The sequence below is a fragment of the Streptomyces xylophagus genome (genome assembly GCF_000716435.1).
GTDB classification, from domain to species: domain Bacteria; phylum Actinomycetota; class Actinomycetes; order Streptomycetales; family Streptomycetaceae; genus Streptomyces; species Streptomyces xylophagus.
In genome coordinates this window covers 43,883-65,139 of record NZ_JNWO01000018.1, presented here as the reverse complement: position 1 = coordinate 65,139, position 21,257 = coordinate 43,883, and the positions used below count along the sequence as shown (strand labels likewise).

Sequence of the window (21,257 nt, the reverse complement as noted above, 5' to 3'; positions counted from 1 at the left end):
GACTGATGGCCGTCCACGCGCACCCCGACGACGAGTCGAGCAAGGGCGCGGCCACCATGGCGAAGTACGTGTCCGAGGGGGTGGACGTGCTGGTCGTGACCTGCACGGGCGGGGAGCGCGGCTCCATCCTCAACCCGAAGCTCCAGGGCGACAAGTACATCGAGGAGCACATCCACGAGGTGCGCAAGAAGGAGATGGACGAGGCCCGCGAGATCCTCGGCATCAAGCAGGAGTGGCTCGGCTTCGTCGACTCGGGACTGCCCGAGGGCGACCCGCTGCCGCCGCTGCCCGAGGGGTGCTTCGCGCTGGAGGACATCGACAAGGCGGCCGGCGAGCTGGTGAAGCAGATCCGCTCCTTCCGTCCGCAGGTGATCACCACCTACGACGAGAACGGCGGTTACCCGCACCCCGACCACATCATGACCCACAAGATCTCGATGGTGGCGTTCGAGGACGCGGCGGACACCGAGAAGTACCCGGAGGGGGAGTACGGCCCGGCGTACCAGCCGCAGAAGCTGTACTACAACCAGGGCTTCAACCGGCAGCGCACCGAGGCGCTCCACAAGGCGTTGCTGGACCGGGGCCTGGAGTCGCCGTACGGGGACTGGCTCAAGCGCTGGGACGAGTCCGGGACGATGCGTGAGCGCACGCTCACCACGCACATTCCGTGTGCCGAGTTCTTCGAGATCCGTGACAAGGCGCTGATCGCGCACGCCACGCAGATCGACCCCGACGGCGGCTGGTTCCGGGTCCCGATGGAGATCCAGAAGGAGGTCTGGCCGACCGAGGAGTACGAGCTCGCGAAGTCTCTCGTCGATACCTCCCTCCCCGAGGACGACCTCTTTGCGGGCATCCGCGACAATGCCTGACATGAGCTCAAGCGCAGCCCTGGCAATGACGCACCTGGTCCCCCTCGCCGAGGTCGACGAGAACAAGGTCACCCCCGGCGTCCTCGGTTTCATCGTGTTCGCGGTGATGGCCCTGGCGGTCTGGGGACTGATGAAGTCCATGAGCAAGCAGATGAACCGGGTCGACTTCAAGGAGGCCCCGGACCCGAAGGCAAAGTCCGAGGCCGCCCCGGCCGAACCCAAGGCCAAGCAGGGCTGACCGGGCGGGGCCCGTACGGGGGTGCTCAGGGCCGGTCCGGCACCGCCACCCCCATCACCTCGCGGGCGTGCCGGCTCGGCACCATGCCGAGTCGCCAGGCCTGCCAGCCCGCGTCCAGGTTCACGCCCCGCTCCAGCAGCAGCCGGTACGCCTGCACGTAGTCGTCGAGTTTCTCGTCGCGGTGCGGGTGGCCGGCGCGGGAGAGCTGGGCGAGTTCCTCCTGCGCGACCGCCGTGCCGACCTCGACACCGCCTGGGGCCGCGTACGGCAGCAGCGTGGAGCGCAGGAAGTGGGCCCAGTCCTCGCCGCGGTGGTCGCCGTACGAGGTGAACAGGCCCAGCGCCTCGTCGCACAGCGTCAGGGCCTGTTGGGTACGGGCGTTGCCCGCGTCCACCACCGCGAGTTCCAGGCAGGTCCACGCCTCGCCGTGGGCGACGCCGATGCGCTGGAAGTCGGCGCGGGCGTCGACCAGGAGCTGGCGGGCGAAGCCGGAGTTGCGCAGGGAGCCGGTCTGGGCGGCGCGCTGGTCGCGGGTGACGCGGGCGGAGTGGTGCCGGGCGCAGGCCAGGCCGTAGACGTCCCGCATGCGGGAGAACATCGTGCGGGAGCGTTCCAGTTCCCGTACCGCCAGGTCGAGGTTGCCTGCCTCCTCCAGGGCCTGGCCCAGGTAGTAGATCGTCCAGGCCTCGCCGCGCGCGTCCTCGTTCTCGCGGTGCCGGGCGGCTGCCTGGCGCAGGCCGTCCACCGCCGGGGACGGGTCGCCGGCGACGAGTCGGGCCCGGGCCAGCTGGGTCAGCGCCCAGGCCTCGCCGCGGGCGTCGCGGGTACGGCCGTAGAGGCCGAGGGCTGTGGTGAGTTCGGACTCGGCGCGCGGGATGTCGCCCATGCGCAGGCCGAGTTGGCCGAGCTGGAAGTGGGCCCATGCCTCGCCGTGCACGGACTCGCCGGCGCGGTGCAGGACCAGGGAGTCGGTCAACAGCCGCATGGCTTCGGGGAGTCGGGCGCGGTCGCGTTCCACGGCGGCCAGGGCGTGCATCGTCCAGGCGCGGTCCGTGGCCAGCTCGGGCGGGGCCTGCAGGTCCAGGGCCTCGCGGAGTTTCGCCGCCGCCTCGGTGAGGTTGCCCTGGTGGTGGAGGGTGATGCCGAGGGAGCAGAGGGCGCGCGCGGCGCCCGCGTCGTGGTGGGCCTCCATGTAGAGGTCGACGACGGAGGTGAGGGTGGTGCGTGCCTTGTCGAGTTCGCCGAGCTGCCGGGCCGCGATACCCGTGCGCCACTGCACCGAGCGGACAAGGAGCCCCTGGTCGACGGCCTGCGCCAACTCGCTGATCTCACCGAGGCGGTAGAGGTCGCCGCGCAGCAGGCAGTAGTCGCACAGCGCGCCCAGCAGATTCAGTACGGCACCCTGGTCGACGCCCTCCGCGTGCCGCAGCGTCGAGGTGATGAAGCTCGACTCGTCGTCCAGCCAGCGCAGCGCCTCGTCGAGCGAGGTGAAGCCGTGCGGGCCGAACCGGTCCGAGCGCGTCGACATGTTTCCGTCGACCAACCGCAGTACGGAGTCGGCGAGTTCGCCGTAGTTCACGATCAGCCGCTCCTGCGCCGCCGTACGCTCCGAGGGCTCTTCCTCGTCGAGGAGGCGGGCCTGGGCGAAGGCGCGGACCAGGTCGTGCAGGCGGTAGCGGGTGCCGCGGACGTGGTCGATGAGGCCTGCTCGGGAGAGGGCCTGCAGATGGCGGGTGGCCTCCGTCTGGTCCGTGCCCAGCAGGGCGGCCGCCGCAGCGGCGCCCAGTGATGCCCGGCCGGCCAGTGCCAGTCGCCGCAGCAGTCTGCGGGCCGGGTCCGACTGGTCGGTGTAGCGCAGCCACAGCACCCGCTCGACCGGCTCCACCGGGCCGTACGCGCCGAGATCTGTGGCCAGTTGACGCGGTGAGCGCGGGCCGAGGGACGAGCCCGCGATCCGCAGCGCCAGCGGCAGGCCGCCGCACAACTCCCTGATCCGGTCGGCGGATTCGGCGTCGTAGGGCCCCGAACCGTCCTGTGCCGCCGTGCCCAGCAGCTCCTCCGCGCCCGCCGCGTCCAGCGACTCGACCGGCAACTGATGTACCCAGGCGGTCAGTTCGGCGGGCAGGTCGAGGGGCTTGCGGGCGGTGACCACGACCAGGCTGTCCGAGCGCTCGGGGACCAGCGTGGCCACCTGCGCGACATCGGAGGCGTCGTCCAGGACGATCGTCACCGGCAGTCCGGTCAGCTGCTGGTGGTACAACTCGCCCAGCCGCTTGACCTGTTGGTCGGGGGAGGAGCGTTCACGGAAGAGCAGTTGCTCGCGGGGTGCGCCGAGCCGGTTCAGGAGGTGCAGCAGGGCGTCGCGGGTGGGGAGGGGCGGCTCGCCGGGGCTGTCGCCGCGCAGGTCCACCACGCAGGCGCCGCGGAAGTGGTCCCGCAGATCGTGCGCGGCACGCACCGCGAGAGTGGTCCGCCCCGAGCCGGGCGCCCCGTGCAGGACGACCACCGTCGGCCGGGTCTCCGTGCTCGCGCGGGCCGCCTGCACCAACTGCCGAATACGAGCAAGCTCCGCCCGCCGACCGGCGAACGCCCCCACCGCGTCCGGGAGTTGACCGAAGGACTGCTCCAGCACACTCCGCCGCCGGGCCGCCGCGCTCTTGTCCGCACCGCGCAGCTGCGGCCCCGGCTTCTTCGTCGGCCCGGTGGAGGCGGCGAGGACCCGCTGCTGGTCCAGGAACGGACGGATGCCCCGCACCTCCAACGCCGTCAGCCACTGCAGCCGCAACTGCTCCGGGCCACCGGGCTGACTCGCGGCCCCGGCACGGTGATGCGCGGCGGGCAGATGGGACGCGGTCACCTTCACGACGGTGGCCGCCGCGCCGACGACACCGACGACCGCACCCGCGCCGAGCGCGGTGCCGGCGCCGGTGCCGAGGGTCAGGTCGGCGACGACGGCAGCGACGGCTCCAACGGCCGCCACCAGTAAGGGAGTTCCCGCGCCCTCCTTGGCGAAGCGCTGCCCGAAGGTGAGCTGTCCGGCCGACGCCTCGTCGAGGGCCCCCGTATAGGCCTCGTACTCCTCGGCCGCCGTCTGGGCCATGGCGTCCAGAGCGGCCCGGGACCGCGTCAGCAGCACCTGCCCGTCGGTGCGGCCGCCGGAGCGCCGCACCTCCTCCTCCACGGCCCGAGCCAACAGCCGTTCGGCGTCGCTCCGATGGCTGTCCCGCATGTGGCGTCCCCCTCCGGCGGCAACTTCCTGGCCTATGAGTGTCCTTCGGGGGAGGCGTGAGCGCGAGAGGGCGACGATCACGACGTGGCTGGGGGGCCCGCCCGTTGACGTGACGAGGGCCCCACCCCCACAAGTGACAAAGGCCCCCACCCCCACCTCCACCACCTCACCGCACCCCCACACGCCCCTTCGACAACGCCACGAACCCGCAGGCGCACGCCAAAGCCGTCTCTCCCACCGCGCAGACCGCGGCCACGACAAGGTCGCCGCCCGCCTGCGCCGTCGTTATGTCGAACCAGGCGTCGAGTATCGCGACGGCTGCCGTCGCCGATGCCGCGAGCCGGGCTCTGGGGTCGCCGCGCAGGCCCAGCAGCGCGGTCGTGGCGCAGCCGAGCGCCATGAGGACGTCGAGGCCGATCCAGGCCAGCGACCAGTTCCGCACCTCCGTACTGGTGGGGAGCGTCAGGGCGAGCACCACCATCCAGGGCACCAGCAGCACAGCTGCGGAGCCGAGCAGGATCAGCGTCCATTTCCTTCGCATGGCTCCACGGTAGAACCGCAGAGGAAATTCTGCAAATAAAATTCTGCAGAGATTGTTCTGCGATCTGATGTCTTGGGCGCTACGGTGGTCCCATGCCTGGTCACACCCCCGAGTCCGAGCTGCCGAACTCCGAACGGTCGAACTCCGAGCTGACGAGCCTCGAACGCACCGCCCTCTACAAGTCCCTCGGCAACCCCCTGCGCCGCCGCATCCTCGACTACCTCGGCCGGCACACCGAGGCGAACTCGACCGTGCTGGCCAGGGAACTCGGCGAGAGCTCCGGCACGACCAGCTACCACCTGCGCAAACTGGCCGAGCAGCGGCTCATCGAGGAGATCCCCGAGAAGTCGGGCGGCCGGGAGCGCTGGTGGCGGGCGCTGCCCTTCAGCCACACCGCGCCGGACCCCGCGACGATGGCCCCCGACGAGTACGCGGCGGCCGAGCAGCTCGCCCTGCTGAAGATCGAGGTGGACACGCGACTGTTCCGCCGCGCCCACGAGGAGTACCGGGGGCCGGAGGGCTGGGCCCAGGTGCAGCGGACCGGCGCCTGGATGACCCAGGAGGACCTGGTCGGCTTCGTCCGCGCCTACCAGGATCTGCTCGACCGCTACGGCCACGCCCCCGAGGACGCTCCCGAGGGGGCACGCCACATGAGCCTGCGCTTCTACGCGGCTCCCGACCCCGTGGGAGAGTGGACCGGTGAACCGACTGGCCCATGAGACGTCCCCGTATCTGCTCCAGCACGCCGACAACCCCGTCGACTGGTGGCCCTGGTCGACCGAGGCCTTCGACGAGGCCCGGAAGTCGAACAGACCTGTTCTGCTGAGCGTCGGATACAGCAGCTGTCACTGGTGCCACGTCATGGCCCACGAGTCCTTCGAGGACCAGCCCACCGCCGACTATCTCAACGCGCACTTCGTCAGCATCAAGGTCGATCGCGAGGAGCGCCCCGACGTCGACGCCGTCTACATGGAGGCCGTGCAGGCGGCCACCGGCCAGGGCGGCTGGCCCATGACCGTGTTTCTCACGCCGGACGCCGAACCCTTCTACTTCGGCACCTACTTCCCGCCGGCCCCCCGCCACGGCATGCCGTCCTTCCGCCAGGTCCTCGAAGGGGTGCGCAGTGCCTGGAGCGACCGGCGCGACGAGGTCGCCGAGGTCGCCGGGAAGATCACGCGGGACCTGGCCCAGCGCGAGATCGACTACGGCAGCACCGAGGCCCCCGGCAAGGAGGAGCTGTCCCAGGCGCTCCTCGGGCTCACCCGGGAGTACGACCCGCAGCGCGGCGGATTCGGCGGGGCGCCCAAGTTCCCGCCGTCCATGGCGCTCGAGTTCCTGCTGCGCCACCACGCCCGCACCGGCTCCGAGGGCGCGCTGGAGATGGCGCAGGACACCTGCGAGCGGATGGCGCGCGGCGGTATCTACGACCAGCTCGCGGGCGGGTTCGCGCGGTACTCCGTCGACCGCGAGTGGGTCGTCCCGCACTTCGAGAAGATGCTCTACGACAACGCCCTGCTCTGCCGCGTCTACGCCCACCTCTGGCGCAGCACCGGCTCCGAACTCGCCCGCCGCGTTGCCGTCGAGACCGCCGACTTCCTGGTGCGCGAACTCCGCACCAACGAGGGCGGGTTCGCCTCCGCGCTCGACGCCGACAGCGACGACGGGACCGGCAAGCACGTCGAGGGCGCCTACTACGTGTGGACGCCCGAGCAGCTCACCGAGGTCCTCGGGGAGGAGGATGCCGAGCTGGCCGCTCAGTACTTCGGGGTGACGGACGAAGGGACCTTCGAGGAGGGGCAGTCCGTCCTCCAACTCCCGCAGGACGAGGGCGTGTTCGACGCCGAGAAGATCGCGTCGGTACGGAGTCGGCTGCTCGCCGCCCGCGCCGGGCGTTCCGCTCCCGGCCGTGACGACAAGGTGGTCGCCGCCTGGAACGGGCTCGCGATCGCCGCGCTCGCCGAGACCGGCGCCTACTTCGACCGGCCCGATCTGGTCGAGGCCGCCGTCTCCGCCGCCGATCTCCTCGTACGGCTGCATCTGGACGAGCACGCCAAGCTGGCCCGCACCAGCAAGGACGGTCAAGTCGGGGCGAACGCCGGGGTGTTGGAGGACTACGCGGATGTCGCCGAGGGGTTTCTCGCGCTGGCGTCCGTCACGGGGGAGGGGGTCTGGCTGGAGTTCGCCGGGTTCCTGCTCGACCATGTGCTCGCCGGGTTCGTGGACGAGTCGGGGGCGCTGTACGACACCGCCTCCGATGCCGAGCGGCTCATTCGTCGGCCGCAGGATCCGACCGACAACGCGACGCCGTCCGGGTGGACCGCCGCCGCAGGTGCCCTGCTGAGCTATGCCGCGCAGACCGGTGCCGAGCCCCATCGCACCGCCGCCGAGCGGGCGTTGGGGGTCGTGAAGGCGCTCGGGCCGCGGGTGCCGCGCTTCATCGGGTGGGGGCTGGCCGTCGCCGAGGCGTATCTGGACGGGCCGCGCGAGGTCGCCGTCGTAGGGTCATCACTCACCGAAGAAGGCGCAAAAGCCTTGCACCGTACGGCACTTCTGGGGACCGCGCCCGGTGCGGTGGTCGCCTTCGGGGTGGCGGGGAGTGACGAGTTGCCGTTGCTCGCCGACCGGCCGTTGGTCGAGGGGGGAGCGGCCGCGTATGTCTGCCGTAACTTCACCTGTGACGCGCCGACGACCGATCCGGAGCGGCTGCGTACCGCGCTGAGCAGGTGAAATGTCAGATTCGTAACCATCTCAAACGCGACCAGTGAGAGAAATGCTCACGCGCGGGTCTCATTGTGATGAAACACGGTCTTCACCGAAGGCACCTGTCCACTTCACAGATCACCCATAGTCTCTGCCCCGTGACGCGGCGGATGTGACTCACCGTCGCGACGGGGGGAATTGGGGATCCTGGGGGGATCTGTTGCTGACGTCCGTCTTCATCGCTGTCGTTTCGCTGGCCCTGTTCTGGATGGCCGCCTTCACCTTGTGGTGGCAGATGCACGCGTGGCGTACGCCCGAAGTGCTCGCCTCCACCCGATTCAGCAGCCCGGACGGGGACGAGCACGTCTCGTTCTCGTTGCTGCTGCCGGCCCGGCACGAACAGGCCGTGCTGGACCACACCATCCAGCGGCTGCTGGAGTCCACCCACACCGACTTCGAGATCATCGTGATCGTGGGGCACGACGACCCCGAGACCGCCGCGGTGGCCAACAGCGCCGCCGAGCGCGACCCGCGCGTCCGCGTCGTCGTCGACACGCACGAGAAGAAGAACAAGCCGAAGGCCATGAACACGGCGCTGCCGCACTGCCGCGGCGATGTCGTCGGGGTCTTCGACGCCGAGGACCAGGTCCATCCGGAGCTGCTGGCCCACGTCGACCACGCGTTCCGGACGACGGGAGCGGATGTCGTCCAAGGGGGCGTCCAGCTCATCAACTTCCACTCCAGCTGGTACAGCCTGCGCAACTGCCTGGAGTACTTCTTCTGGTTCCGGTCCCGGCTGCACCTGCACGCGCAGAAGGGGTTCATTCCGCTCGGCGGCAACACCGTCTTCGTGCGGACCGACACCCTTCGGGAAGCCGACGGCTGGGACCCCAACTGCCTCGCCGAGGACTGCGACTTGGGCGTCCGGCTGTCCAGTGTCGGCAAGAAGGTCGTCGTCGCCTACGACTCCGACATGGTGACCCGGGAGGAGACCCCGGGCTCCCTGATGTCGTTGCTGAAGCAGCGAACCCGCTGGAACCAGGGCTTCCTTCAGGTCTACCGGAAGAAGGACTGGAAGCAACTCCCGGGATTCGGGCAGCGGTTGCTCGCCCGGTACACGCTGATGACGCCGTTCCTGCAGGCCTTCTCCGGGGTGATCATCCCGCTGAACGCGGCGGTCGCGCTGTTCCTGGACGTGCCGGTCGGCATCGCCTTCCTCACCTTCCTGCCGTTGGTCACCGCCGCGGTCACCTTCGTCTTCGAGGTCGTCGGACTGCACGACTTCGGCAAGCAGTACGGACTGCGCGTCCGCGCCGTCCACTATCTGAAGCTCGTCGTGGGCGGCCCCTTCTATCAGGTCCTCCTCGCCGGAGCCGCGATCCGCGCAGTGTGGCGTGAGCAACGTGGCCGGAACGACTGGGAGTTGACCTCCCATGTCGGCGCGCACCTCACCGAAACCGCAGTGATCCGAGAGGACGTTCCTGCGTGACTTCCACCCTTCCCGCGGTGACCACCACGGTCCCCGCGCAGCGGCAGCCTGCGCCTGAAACCGGTTCGGCGGGTCGAACAACACCGCCGAGCAGACTCCGTTCCTCCCACTCCGACCTCCTCCTCTGCGGCCTGCTCCTCGTCGCGATCCTCGTCGTGCAGGGCTGGAACATCGCCGACTACCCGACGCTCAGCGACGACGAGGGCACCTACCTCGCCCAGGCCTGGGCCGTCCAGCAGGGCACCGGCCTGGCCCACTACACCTACTGGTACGACCATCCGCCCCTCGGCTGGATCCAGATCGCCCTGCTCACCTGGATACCGGCGCACTTCAGCCCCGGCTCGATGACCGTCGGCACCATGCGCCTCGCGATGCTGGTCATCAGCGCGATCAGCGCGATCCTCGTCTACGTCCTCGCCCGCCGGCTGTCCCTGCCCCGCTGGGCGGCCGGCCTGGGCATGCTGCTCTTCGGGCTGTCCCCGCTGTCCGTGATCCTCCAGCGGGAGATCTTCCTCGACAACATCGCCGTGATGTGGATGCTGCTCGCGTTCTGCGCGGCTGCCTCCCCAAGTCGCCATCTCTGGCACCACTTCGGTGCAGGACTCGCCGCCGCGGCCTCGGTCCTCACCAAGGAGACGATGGTCGTCATCCTGCCCGCGCTGCTGGTCACCATGTGGCGCCACGGACACCGGGACACCAGGAAGTTCGCACTCACCGGCGCCATCACCGCCTGCGCCCTCATCGGCTTCTCGTACCCTCTCTTCGCCCTGCTCAAGGGCGAGTTGCTGCCGGGCAGCGGCCACGTCTCCCTGTGGGACGGCCTCAAGTACCAGATGACCAGGCCCGGTTCGGGCTTCATCCTCGACCAGGGCACGGGTTCGTTCGGCGTCCTCCACTCCTGGCTGTACTACGACCGTGTCCTGCCGCTGGGCGGTCTCGCCGGGGCGTTGCTCCTGCTGGTCACCTGGCGCTGGTCGGTCACCGCCCGCTCGCTCGCCGGACCCGCCCTGACCGTGGCGATCCTCGCCGCCGTGGCGATGCGCCCGGGCGGCTACCTGCCCGCCATGTACGTCATCGGCGCGCTGCCCTTCCTCGCGCTCGTCCTCGCCGGAGGCACCGCCTCCGTCGCCCACGCGGTGCTGCGCAGATGGCGGCACGAGGGGGAGCGGCGGTACGTCACCGGCGGCCGGTACGCCCTCGCCGCCGTCCTCGCGGTCGCCGCCGGCGCCTATGTCGTACCGCACTGGTACGACGGCGACCACACCGCCGTGACCGCGGATGCCAACGCCCCCTACCGGGCAGCCTCCAAGTGGCTGTCCACCGAGGTGAAGGACCCGAAGGACACCCGGGTCCTCGTCGACGACGCGCTCTGGCTGGACCTGGTGCACGCCGGGTACCGGCCCGGGCTCGGGGTCATCTGGTTCTACAAGGCCGACCTCGACCCCGCCGTCACCAAGACGATGCCCCACGGCTGGAAGGACATCGACTACGTCGTGGCCTCCCCGACGGTACGGCGCGACGCGGTCGACCTGCCCAACGTCAAGGCGGCGATCCAGCACTCCACACCGGTCGCCACCTTCGGCACCGGCGCCGACCGCATCGAGATCCGGCAGATCCAGCGCGAGACCGTGGGAGCCGAGTGATGAGCCAAGAGTCCATCGTCCCCGGAGAGTTGGGCGACCCGGCCGTACGCGGTGCCGAGATCGCCGAGCCCGGTGCCGTCACCATCGTCGTACCGACCTTCAACGAGTCCGCAAACGTACGGGAGTTGCTGCACCGGATCACCGAATCCGTGCCGACCAGGCTCCCTTGTGAGGTCGTCTTCGTCGACGACTCCACCGACGACACCCCCGAGGTCATCTTCGAGGCGGCCCAGGACTGCCCGTTCCCGGTGACCGTCCTGCACCGGGACGAACCGGTCGGCGGGCTCGGCGGCGCCGTCGTCGAGGGGATCAAGGCGGCGACGTCCGACTGGATCGTCGTCATGGACGGCGACCTCCAGCATCCGCCGTCCCTGGTACCGGAGTTGGTCGGCACCGGCGAGCGCGCGAACGCCGGGCTCGTCGTCGCCTCCCGGTACATCAAGGGCGGCAGCCGCGAGGGATTGGCGGGCGGATATCGCATCGCCGTGTCCCGCGGGGCGACTTGGCTCACCAAGACACTCTTCCCTCGCCGACTCCGCGGTATCAGCGACCCGATGAGCGGCTTCTTCGCGATCCGGCGCAGCGCGGTGACGGCGGACGCGCTCAAGCCGCTCGGCTACAAGATCCTGCTCGAACTCGCCGTACGCAGCCGTCCGCGCCAGGTCACCGAGGTGCCGTTCGTCTTCCAGGACCGGTTCGCCGGAGAGTCCAAGTCGACCGCGCAGGAAGGCTTCCGCTTCCTGCGCCACCTGCTCGGCCTGCGCACCGCCTCGCCCGTCGCGCGCATGATCGTGTTCGGCCTGATCGGTGCCACCGGCTTCATCCCCAACCTGGTCGGCCTGTGGGCCCTCACCAAGACGGGCATGCACTACGTCCCCGCCGAGATCCTCGCCAACCAGCTCGGCGTGGCCTGGAACTTCTACCTCATCGAGCACCTGCTGTTCCGCGACCGGCGCCGGCACCGCAACTGGTGGGACCGGGCGGGCCGGTTCGCGCTGCTCGCCAACGCCGACCTGGTGCTGCGCATCCCGCTGATCGCCCTGTTCGTCCACAGGTTCGGCATGGGCGCCGTGTCGGCGACCGCGCTCGCACTGGTCATGACGTTCGTCCTGCGCTTCGTCGGCACCGAAGCGCTGGTCTACCTCCCGCGTCGTAAGGGGAGTCGTACAGCCGCAAGGAGAGCCGTGTGAACAAGTACCGCAGAAGAACCGCGTTCCTCGGGGTGGGAACGCTGACCGCCGGACTGCTGCTCGCCGTGCCGCAGTCCGCCGAGGCCGCGAACCTCGTCCTCAACCCGGGGTTCGAGACCGACGGCGGCGACGGGATGCCGTACTGCTGGGAGAAGTCGGGTTGGGGCGACAACGACTTCAGTTTCACGACCACTTCGGACGCCCACTCGGGTTCGAAGGCCATGCAGGTCAACGTGACGCGGCGCGTCGACGGTGACCGGAAGGCGCTGATCACCGAGTCCACGGCCTGCGCGCCGGTGGTGACGGCGGGCAAGCAGTACGACCTCGGGCTCTGGTACAAGACGACCACGCCGGACGCGAACATCACGCTGTTCCGGCACGACGCGACGGCCGGCTGGCAGTACTGGACCGACCTCAAGACCCTGGACATGAGCGCGAGTTGGGCCCAGGCGAGCGTGCGTACGCCGGAGGTCCCGGCCGGTACCGACCGGATCACCTGGGGTGTCTCGGTCTACGGCACCGGGTCCGCGACCACCGACGACTACACGATGGACCAGGTCCCGGACACGCTGCCGCCCGCGACCTGCACGGCGACCGCCGAGGAGTGCGCGAATGGGCGTTGGGACGTGCTGCCCACGCAGAACCCGGTCCGCTCGATGCACTCCGTCGTCCTCAACAACGGCAAGGTGCTGCTGATCGCGGGCTCCGGCAACAGCCAGGAGCAGTTCGACGCGGGGACGTTCACGAGTGCGGTGTACGACCCGGTCGCGGGGACGTACAAGGTGATTCCGACGCCGAAGGACATGTTCTGCTCGGGACACATCCAGTTGCAGGACGGCCGGGTGCTGGTGCTGAGCGGCAACAAGGCGTTCCCGGCGGCGGACGGTTCGCACGGGTACGAGGGGTACAAGGACTCGTACATCTTCGACCCGGTGACCGAGACGTACAGCAAGACGAACGACCTCAACGACGGCCACTGGTACCCGTCGGCGACCGAACTCGGCAACGGTGACGTCATCTCCTTCGGCGGGCTGCGCGAGGACTCGACGGGGTCGGTGACCGCCGAGTACTGGTCGGACGCCCAGCAGAAGTGGCTGCCGTTGTCGCAGGTCAACCAGACCTGGTCGTACTGGGGGCTGTACCCGTCGATGGTCCTGATGCAGGACGGCCGGCTCTTCTACACGGGCAGCCATGTCTTCGGGAACAACATCCCGGGCACGGGCAGCGCGATCTACGACTACGGAGCCAACACGATCACTTCGGTGTCGGGGCTGCAGAACAAGGACGAACGAGACCAGTCGGCAAGCGTGTTGCTGCCTCCGGCGCAGGACCAGAAGGTCCTCACCATCGGCGGCGGCAACATCGACTCCAACCCGGACGCGAACCGGCTGACCGACATCATCGACCTCAAGGCCGCGAACCCGACGTACACCGTCGGCCCCCAAATCCCGCAGGGGACCGTCGACTTGGGGAACGGTCCGGTGGCCGAGACCGGCGCGCAGGGCAAGATGTACGTGTCCGCCGTACTCCTGCCGGACGGCACGGTGCTGGAGACGGGCGGCGGGCTGCACAACCGCGCGAACCCCGTCTATGAGGCGTCGATCTTCGACCCGGCGACGACGACGTTCGATCCGGTGGCCGCCGACCCGGAGGCGCGCGGCTACCACTCCTCGTCCTTCCTCCTGCCGGACGGGCGGGTGATGTCGACCGGTGACAACCCGGGCAACGGCACCTGGAACCACAACGTGTCGATCTACACCCCGCCGTATCTCCTCAAGGGCACGCGGCCGACGATCACTTCGGTGATCGACAACGAGTGGGAGTACGGTGACACCCAGACGATCACCGTCGACCGGCCCATCGCCAAGGCGGAGTTGATCCGCCCGGCCGCGGTCACGCACTCCTCGGACCCGAACCAGCGTTTCGTCGACCTGCCGCTCTCGGTGGACGGCAACACGGTCGACCTGAACGTGACGAGTAACCCCAACCTGGCGCCGCCAGGCTGGTACATGCTCTTCGCGGTCGACGCCAACGGTGTGCCGTCGGTGGCCAAGTGGGTCCATCTGCAAGGCCCTTCGGCCCTGACCACGGACACGGCCTCGGCCCACGTCCACTCCTTCGCCGACTCCCTGACGGGCAAGGTCACCGAGCCCGGCAAGAAGCGCACCTCGCAGAAGGTCTCCGTGACCATCTCCGGCTGCGACCGCCACTACGGCACGATCAACGTTTGCGTGCCGACGGTCTTCCCTGCCGAGGTCAAGTCGACGACTGCGGCCCGCTGTTCATGGCTCCGGCAGAACGACTACGGCCGCTTGAAGGTCAACGGCAAGGACGATCCGCTGCGGCTCGACCCGAACAAGGACGGGGTGGCTTGCGGGAAGGGTGACGTGAGGACCGTGCTGACCAAGCGCTAGCGGTCGATACCGACCTGGAGCACGGGCTCACTCGGAAAGCCCGTGCTCCAGCACGTCCAGCGTGCGGTCCAGCAGGACCTTGAAATCGTCCCGGTGGCCGTTCTCCGCCCAGTACAGGGACGTCTCCATCAGGGCGCCGATGATCGACATGGCGTAGACCCGTACCTCCAGGCTGTCCTGGTCCCTGCCGGTGCGTTCGGCGATGGCCTCGCAGAGCATGGTGCCGGTGACCGACATGCTCTCCATCATGCGTGAGCGCACCGCCGGGACCTGGACCATCAGATGGGTCCGGAGCCGGGAGACCTCCTCGTCCTCCTTCATGCCGAGGCTGACGGCCTTCTGCATGACGTAGCGGAGGGTGTCCATCCATGGTTCGTCGGCCGGACGGGCCCGGAGCTCCTCCATGATGAGCGGGTCGAACTCGTCCGTGAGGACGATGTCCTCCTTGGTGGGGAAGTAGCGGAAGACGGTCGACGGCGACACCTCGGCGCGTTCGGCGATCTGCTCGATGGTCGTGGCGTCGTACCCCTGTTCCTTGACCAGTGCGTACGTCGCGGTGCGGATCGCCTCGCGGGTCTTGATCTTCTTGCGCTCGCGGAGGCCCAGTTGAGGGCGGTCGGCGGGGCTGAAGGGGGAGGGTGCGGCCGTCATGCCGTTCATTGTCCGGCATCCGCCAGAGCGGTGGCCACGGCTGCGGCGGTGTCGTCCTTGTCCTCGTCCTCGTCCTCCTTCGTGGTCGGGGCCACCGGGGTGTTCGGCAGGAACGCCGCCGCCAGCAGCGCGGTGACGAGCGCGGCGGCGCCGCACACCAGCAGGACCAGGCCCATGCCGTGGACGTACGCGCTGTTCGCGGAGGCGATGAGGTCTGCCGAGCCCGTCTTCTGAGCGACGATGTGCGCCGCTACGACCGACTCCCCGGCGGTGTCCGCCGCCTTCGCGGGCAGGCCGGTGACGTCGAGGCGGTCGCGGAACGTGCTCGCGAGCAGGCTGCCGAGCAGGGCGATGCCGATCGCGGCGCCGACCTGGCGCATCGTCATCAGGAGCCCGGAACCGCTGCCGGCCCGGTCGCGGGGCAGCGCACTGAGGGCACCGTCCATCGCGGGGACGATCGAGAAGCCGAAGCCGAAGCCGGTGATGGACAGCCACAGCGCGGTGAAGCCGTAGCCGGAGTCGACGCTCGTACGGCTGCCGAGCACGGCGGCGAAGGCCAGCACCACCAGGCCCGCGGTGACCACCGCGCGGGAGCCGAACTTGGCGACGAGCGGCTGTGCGGCCCGGGCCGCGACGATCAGGCCGCCCATCATGGGCAGCAGCCGGACGCCGGTGCCGAGGGCGTCGTTGCCGAGCACCGCCTGGAGGTACTGCGGCAGCACGAACAGCAGGCCGGACAGGACGAACATCACGAGGGTCGCGGCGAGTGTGTTGAAGAGGAAGCCGCGGTGGCGGAGCAGGCTCATGTCGAGCATGGGGCGTTCCATGCGCCGCTCGCGCAGTACAAGGGCGGCGATCAGTACGACGGCTCCGGCGAGCATGCCCACGATCAGCGGGTCGCCCCAGCCGCGGCCGGGCGCTTCGATGATCGCGTAGATGAGGGCGCCGAGGCCGGCCGCGGTGAGCGCGGTGGAGGGGACGTCGACCTTGGGGGAGGCGGGGTCGCGGGTCTCGGGCAGCAGGAAGACGCAGGCGGCGATGCCGGCGGCGGCCATGGGCACGTTGACCAGGAAGACCGAGCCCCACCAGAAGTGGTTGAGCAGCCAGCCGCCGATGATCGGGCCGAGCGGCAGCCCGAGCGACGAGGCCGCGGAGATGATGCCGACGGCCTTGGTGCGCTCGTCGGGTCCGAAGAGCGAGGGCAGCACGGACAGGGCGAGCGGCATGACCAGTGCGGCGCCGAGGCCCATGAGCGTGCGGGCGGCGATGACCCAGTTGACGTCGTCGGCCAGGGCGCCGGCCACGGAACCGGCGAGGAAGACGCCGAGCCCCACGACGAGCATGCGCCGCCGTCCGTACCGGTCGCCGAGCAGTCCCGCCGGGAGCATCAGCGCGGCGAAGACGATGACGTACGAGTCCGCCATCCACTGCTGCTGGCCGGTGGTGGCGCCGAGCTGGCCCGCCATCGTGGGCAGGGCGACATTGAGGATCGTCGTGTCGAAGCCGAGCGTGAGCATGCTCGCGACCAGGGCCCCGAGGGCCCACCAGCGGCGCGGGTCGCGTCGCACCTCGTTGTTCTGAGTGACAGTAACCATGAAATGAGAGTAGCTGTCAAAAGATGGTGCGTGTCAACAGGGATCGACTTTCAGCGCATGAAAAATGGCCACGGCTCGAAAGCCGTGGCCATGAAGCTGGGGTGGGTCTCAGGTGTTACCCGTGCTGGTACGCCACCAGTGAGATCCCGACGTAGTGCACGAGGAACGCCGCCACCGTGAGGGAGTGGAAGACCTCGTGGAAGCCGAACCAGCGCGGTGACGGGTTCGGGCGCTTGATGCCGTAGATCACGCCGCCCGCGCTGTAGAGCAGTCCGCCGACGACCACCAGGACCAGGACGGCGATGCCGCCCGTGCGCATGAAGTCGGGCAGGAAGAAGACGGCCGCCCAGCCCATCGCGATGTAGCAGGGGGTGTAGAGCCAGCGCGGCGCGCCGACCCAGAACACCCGGAAGGCGATGCCGGCCGCCGCCGCGGCCCAGATGCTCCACAGCAGCCACTGCCCCTTGGCGCCCGGCAGCAGCAGCATCGTCAGGGGCGTGTACGTGCCCGCGATGATCAGGAAGATGTTGGCGTGATCGAGTCTGCGCAGGATGCCGTCCATGCGCGGGCTCCAGTCGCCCCGGTGGTACAGCGCGCTGACCCCGAAGAGCAGGCAGGCCGTCAGGGCGAAGATCCCGCAGGCGATACGGGCCCGGGGTGTGTCGGCGAGCGCGGTGAGCACCAGGCCCGAGATGAGCACGGCCGGGAACATGCCGAGGTGCAGCCAGCCGCGCAACTTCGGCTTGACATGGTCGGGGAGGGAGAGCGCGGAGGGACCGTGGCCTGCGATCGGCGTGTCCGTGGGCGCGTCGGGGACGGACGCAGTCATGCGCGCAATCGTACCTACGGAACCGTAAGTTACGTATCAGTGCGACGAGATGAGGGGCCGGAAGTGGCCACTCTCTCATGCGTAGCCGACATCCGGGTACCCGGGGTGAAGCGGTGGTGACGCACGGAAAACATGTCGGTGAGGGGCGGATGAGTGGCGATCCTCACGTCGCTCGTCTGTGAGGCCCTCTGGACATATGGGCGGGCGAGTCGGATGATCAAATGAGTGCGGTCGGCACCGGATGAGCGCCAAGATCGACCATCGTGAAGCATCCGGGTCGCGGCCCCCACGGGGCAACAAGGACAAAATCCCTCACCATAGGAGCAATCGTGGCGCGCGACATCGCGGCTCCCCCCGTCATCCCAACCGAGCACAAAGAACTGGTCTCGTGGGTGAACGAGATCGCAGAACTGACCCAGCCGGACAGCGTGGTCTGGTGTGACGGATCCGAAGCGGAGTACGACCGGCTGAGCGAGGAGCTCGTCCGAAAGGGCACCTTCAAGAAGCTCGACCCGATCAAGCGCCCCAACTCCTACTACGCCGCCTCCGACCCGACCGATGTCGCCCGGGTCGAGGACAGGACGTTCATCTGCTCCGAGCAGGAGCAGGACGCGGGACCGACCAACCACTGGAAGGCTCCCGCTGAAATGCGGGCCATCTTTACCGGAGAAGGAAACAGTTTCGCGGGAGAAAAGGGCATCTTCCGCGGCTCCATGAAGGGCCGGACGATGTACGTCGTCCCGTTCTGCATGGGCCCCCTCGGTTCGGACCTCTCCGCGATCGGCGTCGAGATCACCGACTCCGCCTATGTCGCCGTCTCCATGCGCACCATGACCCGCATGGGACAGCCCGTCCTCGACGAACTCGGTACCGACGGCTTCTTCGTGCGTGCTGTGCACACGCTCGGAGCACCGCTGGCCGAGGGCGAGGCGGACGTGCCGTGGCCGTGCAACTCCACCAAGTACATCTCGCACTTCCCCGAGAGCCGCGAGATCTGGTCCTACGGCTCCGGCTACGGCGGCAACGCGCTGCTCGGCAAGAAGTGCTACGCCCTGCGCATCGCCTCCGTGATGGCGCGGGACGAGGGCTGGCTCGCCGAGCACATGCTGATCCTCAAACTCACCCCGCCGCAGGGGGAGTCGAAGTACGTCGCCGCCGCTTTCCCGAGCGCCTGCGGCAAGACCAACCTCGCGATGCTGGAACCCACCGTCTCAGGCTGGACCGTGGAGACGATCGGTGACGACATCGCCTGGATGCGGTTCGGGGAGGACGGCCGGCTCTACGCGATCAACCCCGAGGCCGGTTTCTTCGGCGTCGCGCCCGGCACCGGCGAGCACACCAACGCCAACGCGATGAAGACGCTGTGGGGCAACTCCGTCTTCACCAACGTGGCGTTGACCGACGACAACGACATCTGGTGGGAGGGCATGACGGAGGAGACTCCGGCCCACCTCACCGACTGGAAGGGCAACTCCTGGACACCGGAGTCCGGTTCGCCCGCCGCGCACCCCAACGCCCGCTTCACCGTGCCCGCTTCGCAGTGCCCGATCATCGCGCCCGAGTGGGAGGACCCCAAGGGCGTGCCGATCTCGGCGATCCTGTTCGGCGGGCGGCGCGCCACCGCCGTACCGCTGGTGACGGAGTCCTTCGACTGGAACCACGGTGTCTTCCTCGGCGCCAACGTGGCCTCCGAGAAGACCGCCGCCGCCGAGGGCAAGGTCGGCGAGCTGCGGCGCGACCCGTTCGCCATGCTGCCGTTCTGCGGCTACAACATGGGTGACTACATGGGCCATTGGGTCGATGTGGCCAAGGGCAGGGACCAGGCGAAGCTCCCGAAGATCTACTACGTGAACTGGTTCCGCAAGAACGACGCGGGCAAGTTCGTGTGGCCGGGCTTCGGCGAGAACAGCCGGGTCCTGAAATGGATCGTGGACCGCCTCGACGGCCGCGCCGAGGGCGTCGAGACCCCCATCGGCGTGCTGCCGGCCAAGGGCGCCCTCGACACCAAGGGCCTCGACCTGTCCGAGTCGGACCTGGACTTCCTGCTCACCGTCGACAAGGACGTGTGGCGCGAGGAGGCCGCCCTGGTCCCCGACCACCTCAACACCTTCGGCGACCACACCCCGAAGGAACTGTGGGACGAGTACCGCGCGCTCGTGGAGCGCCTGGGCTAGTCCCGTAGAAGACTCCGCGGCCGGCCGCCGATTGTGCCCTGACCAGCAATGTCGTCACAGGCCGGCCGCGGTGGCAGTGCAACAGGCAGGACCCCGCACAACGGCGTGCGGGGTCCTGCCTGTTGCCCTTTACACCACCGGGGCGCCACGGCGTAGACATGACCCCCATTTCGCGCATCCCCCCTGCCCAGGACGGGATTTCGGGGGACACTCGGGACAACCTGCAACGAACCCCGAAGTGAGGTGAGCGGGGTGCGCACTCCGGTCAGCGATCCGCTCAGCGTGGGGCCGTACCGGATCACCGGGCGGCTCGGCTCCGGCGGGATGGGATGGGTGTATCTCGGGCGTTCACCGGCCGGCCGTGAGGTGGCGGTGAAGGTCGTACGTCCCGAACTGGCCGCGGAGCGCGAGTTCCGCGAGCGCTTCGCCCGCGAGGTCGCCGCCGCCCGCCTGGTCAGCGGCGCCTACACCGCGGCCGTCGTCGACGCCGACACCGAGGCCGAACTCCCTTGGCTGGCAACGATGTACGTGCCCGGTCCCTCCCTCGCCGAGGCCGTCCGCGCCGACGGACCACTGCCCGAGGCGCAGGTTCGCAGGCTCGGCGCCTTCCTCGTCGAGGCCTTGCAGGCGATCCATGCGGCCAACCTGGTCCACCGCGACCTCAAGCCGGCCAACGTGCTGCTCGCCTCCGACGGCCCCCGCGTCATCGACTTCGGCATCTCCCGCGTAGAGGGCGCCCCCAGCCTGACCCAGGCCGGAATCGTCGTCGGCACCCCACCCTTCATGTCACCGGAGCAGATGACAGCCGCACCGGTCGGCCCGCCCAGCGACGTGTTCTCCCTCGGCGGCGTCCTCGTCTACGCGCTGACCGGCCGAGCTCCGTACGGCGCGGGGGAGGCGGTGAGCCTGCGGGTCGTGCACGGCGAGCCCGACCTGGACGGCGTACCGGCGGGGATACGGCCGCTGATCGCACGGTGTCTCGCCAAGCGGCCCGCGGATCGGCCCCGACTCGACGTCCTGCTGGGCGAGTTGCTGGCACAGCCGCGCACCGTGGCCTGGCCGCCGCCCGCCGTGGCCCGCACGATCGAGGTCCGCCGCAGCGAGTTGGAGGCCCGGCGCGGGGGCGGCACCAGTCTGCCGGTGCCGTCCTGTCTGCTGCTGCACGCGCAGGCCCTGCTCGACGCGGGGCTCACCGACGACATGATCACGCAGGCGGTGGCCCGTGGCGACGCCTGAGGCCTCGATCCCGCCGGGCCGGGACTACGACATCGGTTCGTCCTGGCGGCAGTTGGTGCACAACTGGGGAGCCCGCCGGAATTACCACGTCGAGAGCGATGTCGATTCCGTCTCCCTGCAATTCGATCTAGAGACGTCCGGGCGGATGCTCACCGTGCGTTTCATGACCACGAAAAGACTCCTTGTCGCCTTTGTCACCGACGGTCATTCTCTGCGCAAGGATCAATTGGCGATCGCCGCCGCCGCGTCGAACGCGTGGAACACCGAACAGCTGAATCCCATGCTCTCCGTGTGGGACGTACGCGGACCCGGACCGTGCCTCGCCGGGGTCTGCGACCTCCCGCTGACCTGCCGGATCGCCCAGGCGGATTTTGATGTTCTGGCCAGTGATTGGGTGGAACGGGCGCGACAGATGTTCACCCGTTGTCATCAGGTTTTCCAGCTGTAGAAGTGAATTGA

The 21,257-nt window shown here is 69.2% G+C and carries 16 protein-coding genes; 11 read left to right on the top strand and 5 right to left on the bottom strand.

Going from position 1 to position 21,257, the window contains the following annotated elements:
* Nucleotides 1-5: 5 nt before the first annotated feature.
* Nucleotides 6-869, top strand: a complete 864-nt coding sequence (gene mca / locus OO70_RS33795) for a mycothiol conjugate amidase Mca (protein ID WP_043679808.1) — start codon at nt 6-8, stop codon at nt 867-869.
* The gene (locus OO70_RS33790) at nt 862-1,107 is read left to right on the top strand and encodes a hypothetical protein (RefSeq protein WP_199827463.1); all 246 of its coding nucleotides are present in this window, start codon (nt 862-864) and stop codon (nt 1,105-1,107) included. The genes mca and OO70_RS33790 overlap by 8 nt, the downstream gene beginning before the upstream one ends.
* Nucleotides 1,108-1,132: 25 nt before the next feature.
* On the opposite strand, the gene OO70_RS33785 is transcribed toward OO70_RS33790, so the two are convergent.
* Together OO70_RS33785 and OO70_RS33780 are read right to left on the bottom strand one after the other, a co-directional pair.
* Complete coding sequence (locus OO70_RS33785; protein WP_043679803.1) at nt 1,133-4,336, bottom strand: tetratricopeptide repeat protein; 3,204 nt, start codon at nt 4,334-4,336, stop codon at nt 1,133-1,135.
* 166 nt (nt 4,337-4,502) lie between these two features.
* Complete coding sequence (locus OO70_RS33780; RefSeq protein ID WP_043679801.1) at nt 4,503-4,877, bottom strand: hypothetical protein; 375 nt, start codon at nt 4,875-4,877, stop codon at nt 4,503-4,505.
* A gap of 92 nt (nt 4,878-4,969) precedes the next feature.
* Here OO70_RS33780 and OO70_RS33775 point away from each other — a divergent pair, with 92 nt between their 5' ends.
* From OO70_RS33775 to OO70_RS33750, 6 genes are all read left to right on the top strand, one after another.
* Nucleotides 4,970-5,596, top strand: coding sequence for a winged helix-turn-helix domain-containing protein (locus tag OO70_RS33775; RefSeq protein WP_051741881.1), 627 nt, complete (start codon nt 4,970-4,972; stop codon nt 5,594-5,596).
* Nucleotides 5,577-7,604: a thioredoxin domain-containing protein gene (locus OO70_RS33770; protein WP_043679799.1), complete on the top strand. Its 2,028-nt coding sequence runs from the start codon at nt 5,577-5,579 to the stop codon at nt 7,602-7,604. The genes OO70_RS33775 and OO70_RS33770 overlap by 20 nt, the downstream gene beginning before the upstream one ends.
* A gap of 193 nt (nt 7,605-7,797) precedes the next feature.
* Entirely contained in the window at nt 7,798-9,066 is a 1,269-nt protein-coding gene (locus tag OO70_RS33765) for a glycosyltransferase (RefSeq protein WP_043679796.1), read from the top strand.
* The gene (locus OO70_RS33760; RefSeq protein WP_043679793.1) at nt 9,063-10,709 is read left to right on the top strand and encodes an ArnT family glycosyltransferase; all 1,647 of its coding nucleotides are present in this window, start codon (nt 9,063-9,065) and stop codon (nt 10,707-10,709) included. The genes OO70_RS33765 and OO70_RS33760 overlap by 4 nt, the downstream gene beginning before the upstream one ends.
* On the top strand, nt 10,709-11,899 hold the full coding sequence (locus OO70_RS33755) for a glycosyltransferase (RefSeq protein WP_043679790.1): 1,191 nt from the start codon (nt 10,709-10,711) through the stop codon (nt 11,897-11,899). Before OO70_RS33760 ends, OO70_RS33755 begins: the two co-directional genes overlap by 1 nt.
* Nucleotides 11,896-14,313 carry a galactose oxidase early set domain-containing protein gene (locus OO70_RS33750; protein ID WP_043679787.1) on the top strand — a complete coding sequence of 806 codons (2,418 nt, stop codon included), beginning with the start codon at nt 11,896-11,898 and terminating at the stop codon, nt 14,311-14,313. The genes OO70_RS33755 and OO70_RS33750 overlap by 4 nt, the downstream gene beginning before the upstream one ends.
* A gap of 27 nt (nt 14,314-14,340) precedes the next feature.
* Here OO70_RS33750 and OO70_RS33745 read toward each other — a convergent pair whose 3' ends face one another.
* The 3 genes from OO70_RS33745 to trhA all read right to left on the bottom strand — a co-directional run bounded on the left by OO70_RS33745 (nt 14,341) and on the right by trhA (nt 17,388).
* A complete protein-coding gene (locus tag OO70_RS33745; protein WP_456113481.1) occupies nt 14,341-14,964 on the bottom strand; it encodes a TetR/AcrR family transcriptional regulator in 624 nt (207 codons plus the stop codon).
* Nucleotides 14,965-14,969: 5 nt separating this feature from the next.
* Complete coding sequence (locus OO70_RS33740; protein ID WP_043679780.1) at nt 14,970-16,559, bottom strand: MFS transporter; 1,590 nt, start codon at nt 16,557-16,559, stop codon at nt 14,970-14,972.
* Nucleotides 16,560-16,674: 115 nt separating this feature from the next.
* Complete coding sequence (gene trhA / locus OO70_RS33735; RefSeq protein WP_043679777.1) at nt 16,675-17,388, bottom strand: PAQR family membrane homeostasis protein TrhA; 714 nt, start codon at nt 17,386-17,388, stop codon at nt 16,675-16,677.
* A 329-nt stretch (nt 17,389-17,717) separates the two neighbouring features.
* On the opposite strand from trhA, the gene OO70_RS33730 reads away from it, so the two are divergent.
* From OO70_RS33730 to OO70_RS33720, 3 genes are all read left to right on the top strand, one after another.
* Complete coding sequence (locus tag OO70_RS33730; RefSeq protein WP_043679775.1) at nt 17,718-19,562, top strand: phosphoenolpyruvate carboxykinase (GTP); 1,845 nt, start codon at nt 17,718-17,720, stop codon at nt 19,560-19,562.
* Nucleotides 19,563-19,814: 252 nt separating this feature from the next.
* Nucleotides 19,815-20,798 carry a serine/threonine-protein kinase gene (locus OO70_RS33725; protein ID WP_043679773.1) on the top strand — a complete coding sequence of 328 codons (984 nt, stop codon included), beginning with the start codon at nt 19,815-19,817 and terminating at the stop codon, nt 20,796-20,798.
* Complete coding sequence (locus tag OO70_RS33720) at nt 20,785-21,246, top strand: hypothetical protein (RefSeq protein WP_043679771.1); 462 nt, start codon at nt 20,785-20,787, stop codon at nt 21,244-21,246. The genes OO70_RS33725 and OO70_RS33720 overlap by 14 nt, the downstream gene beginning before the upstream one ends.
* Nucleotides 21,247-21,257 lie beyond the last annotated feature (11 nt).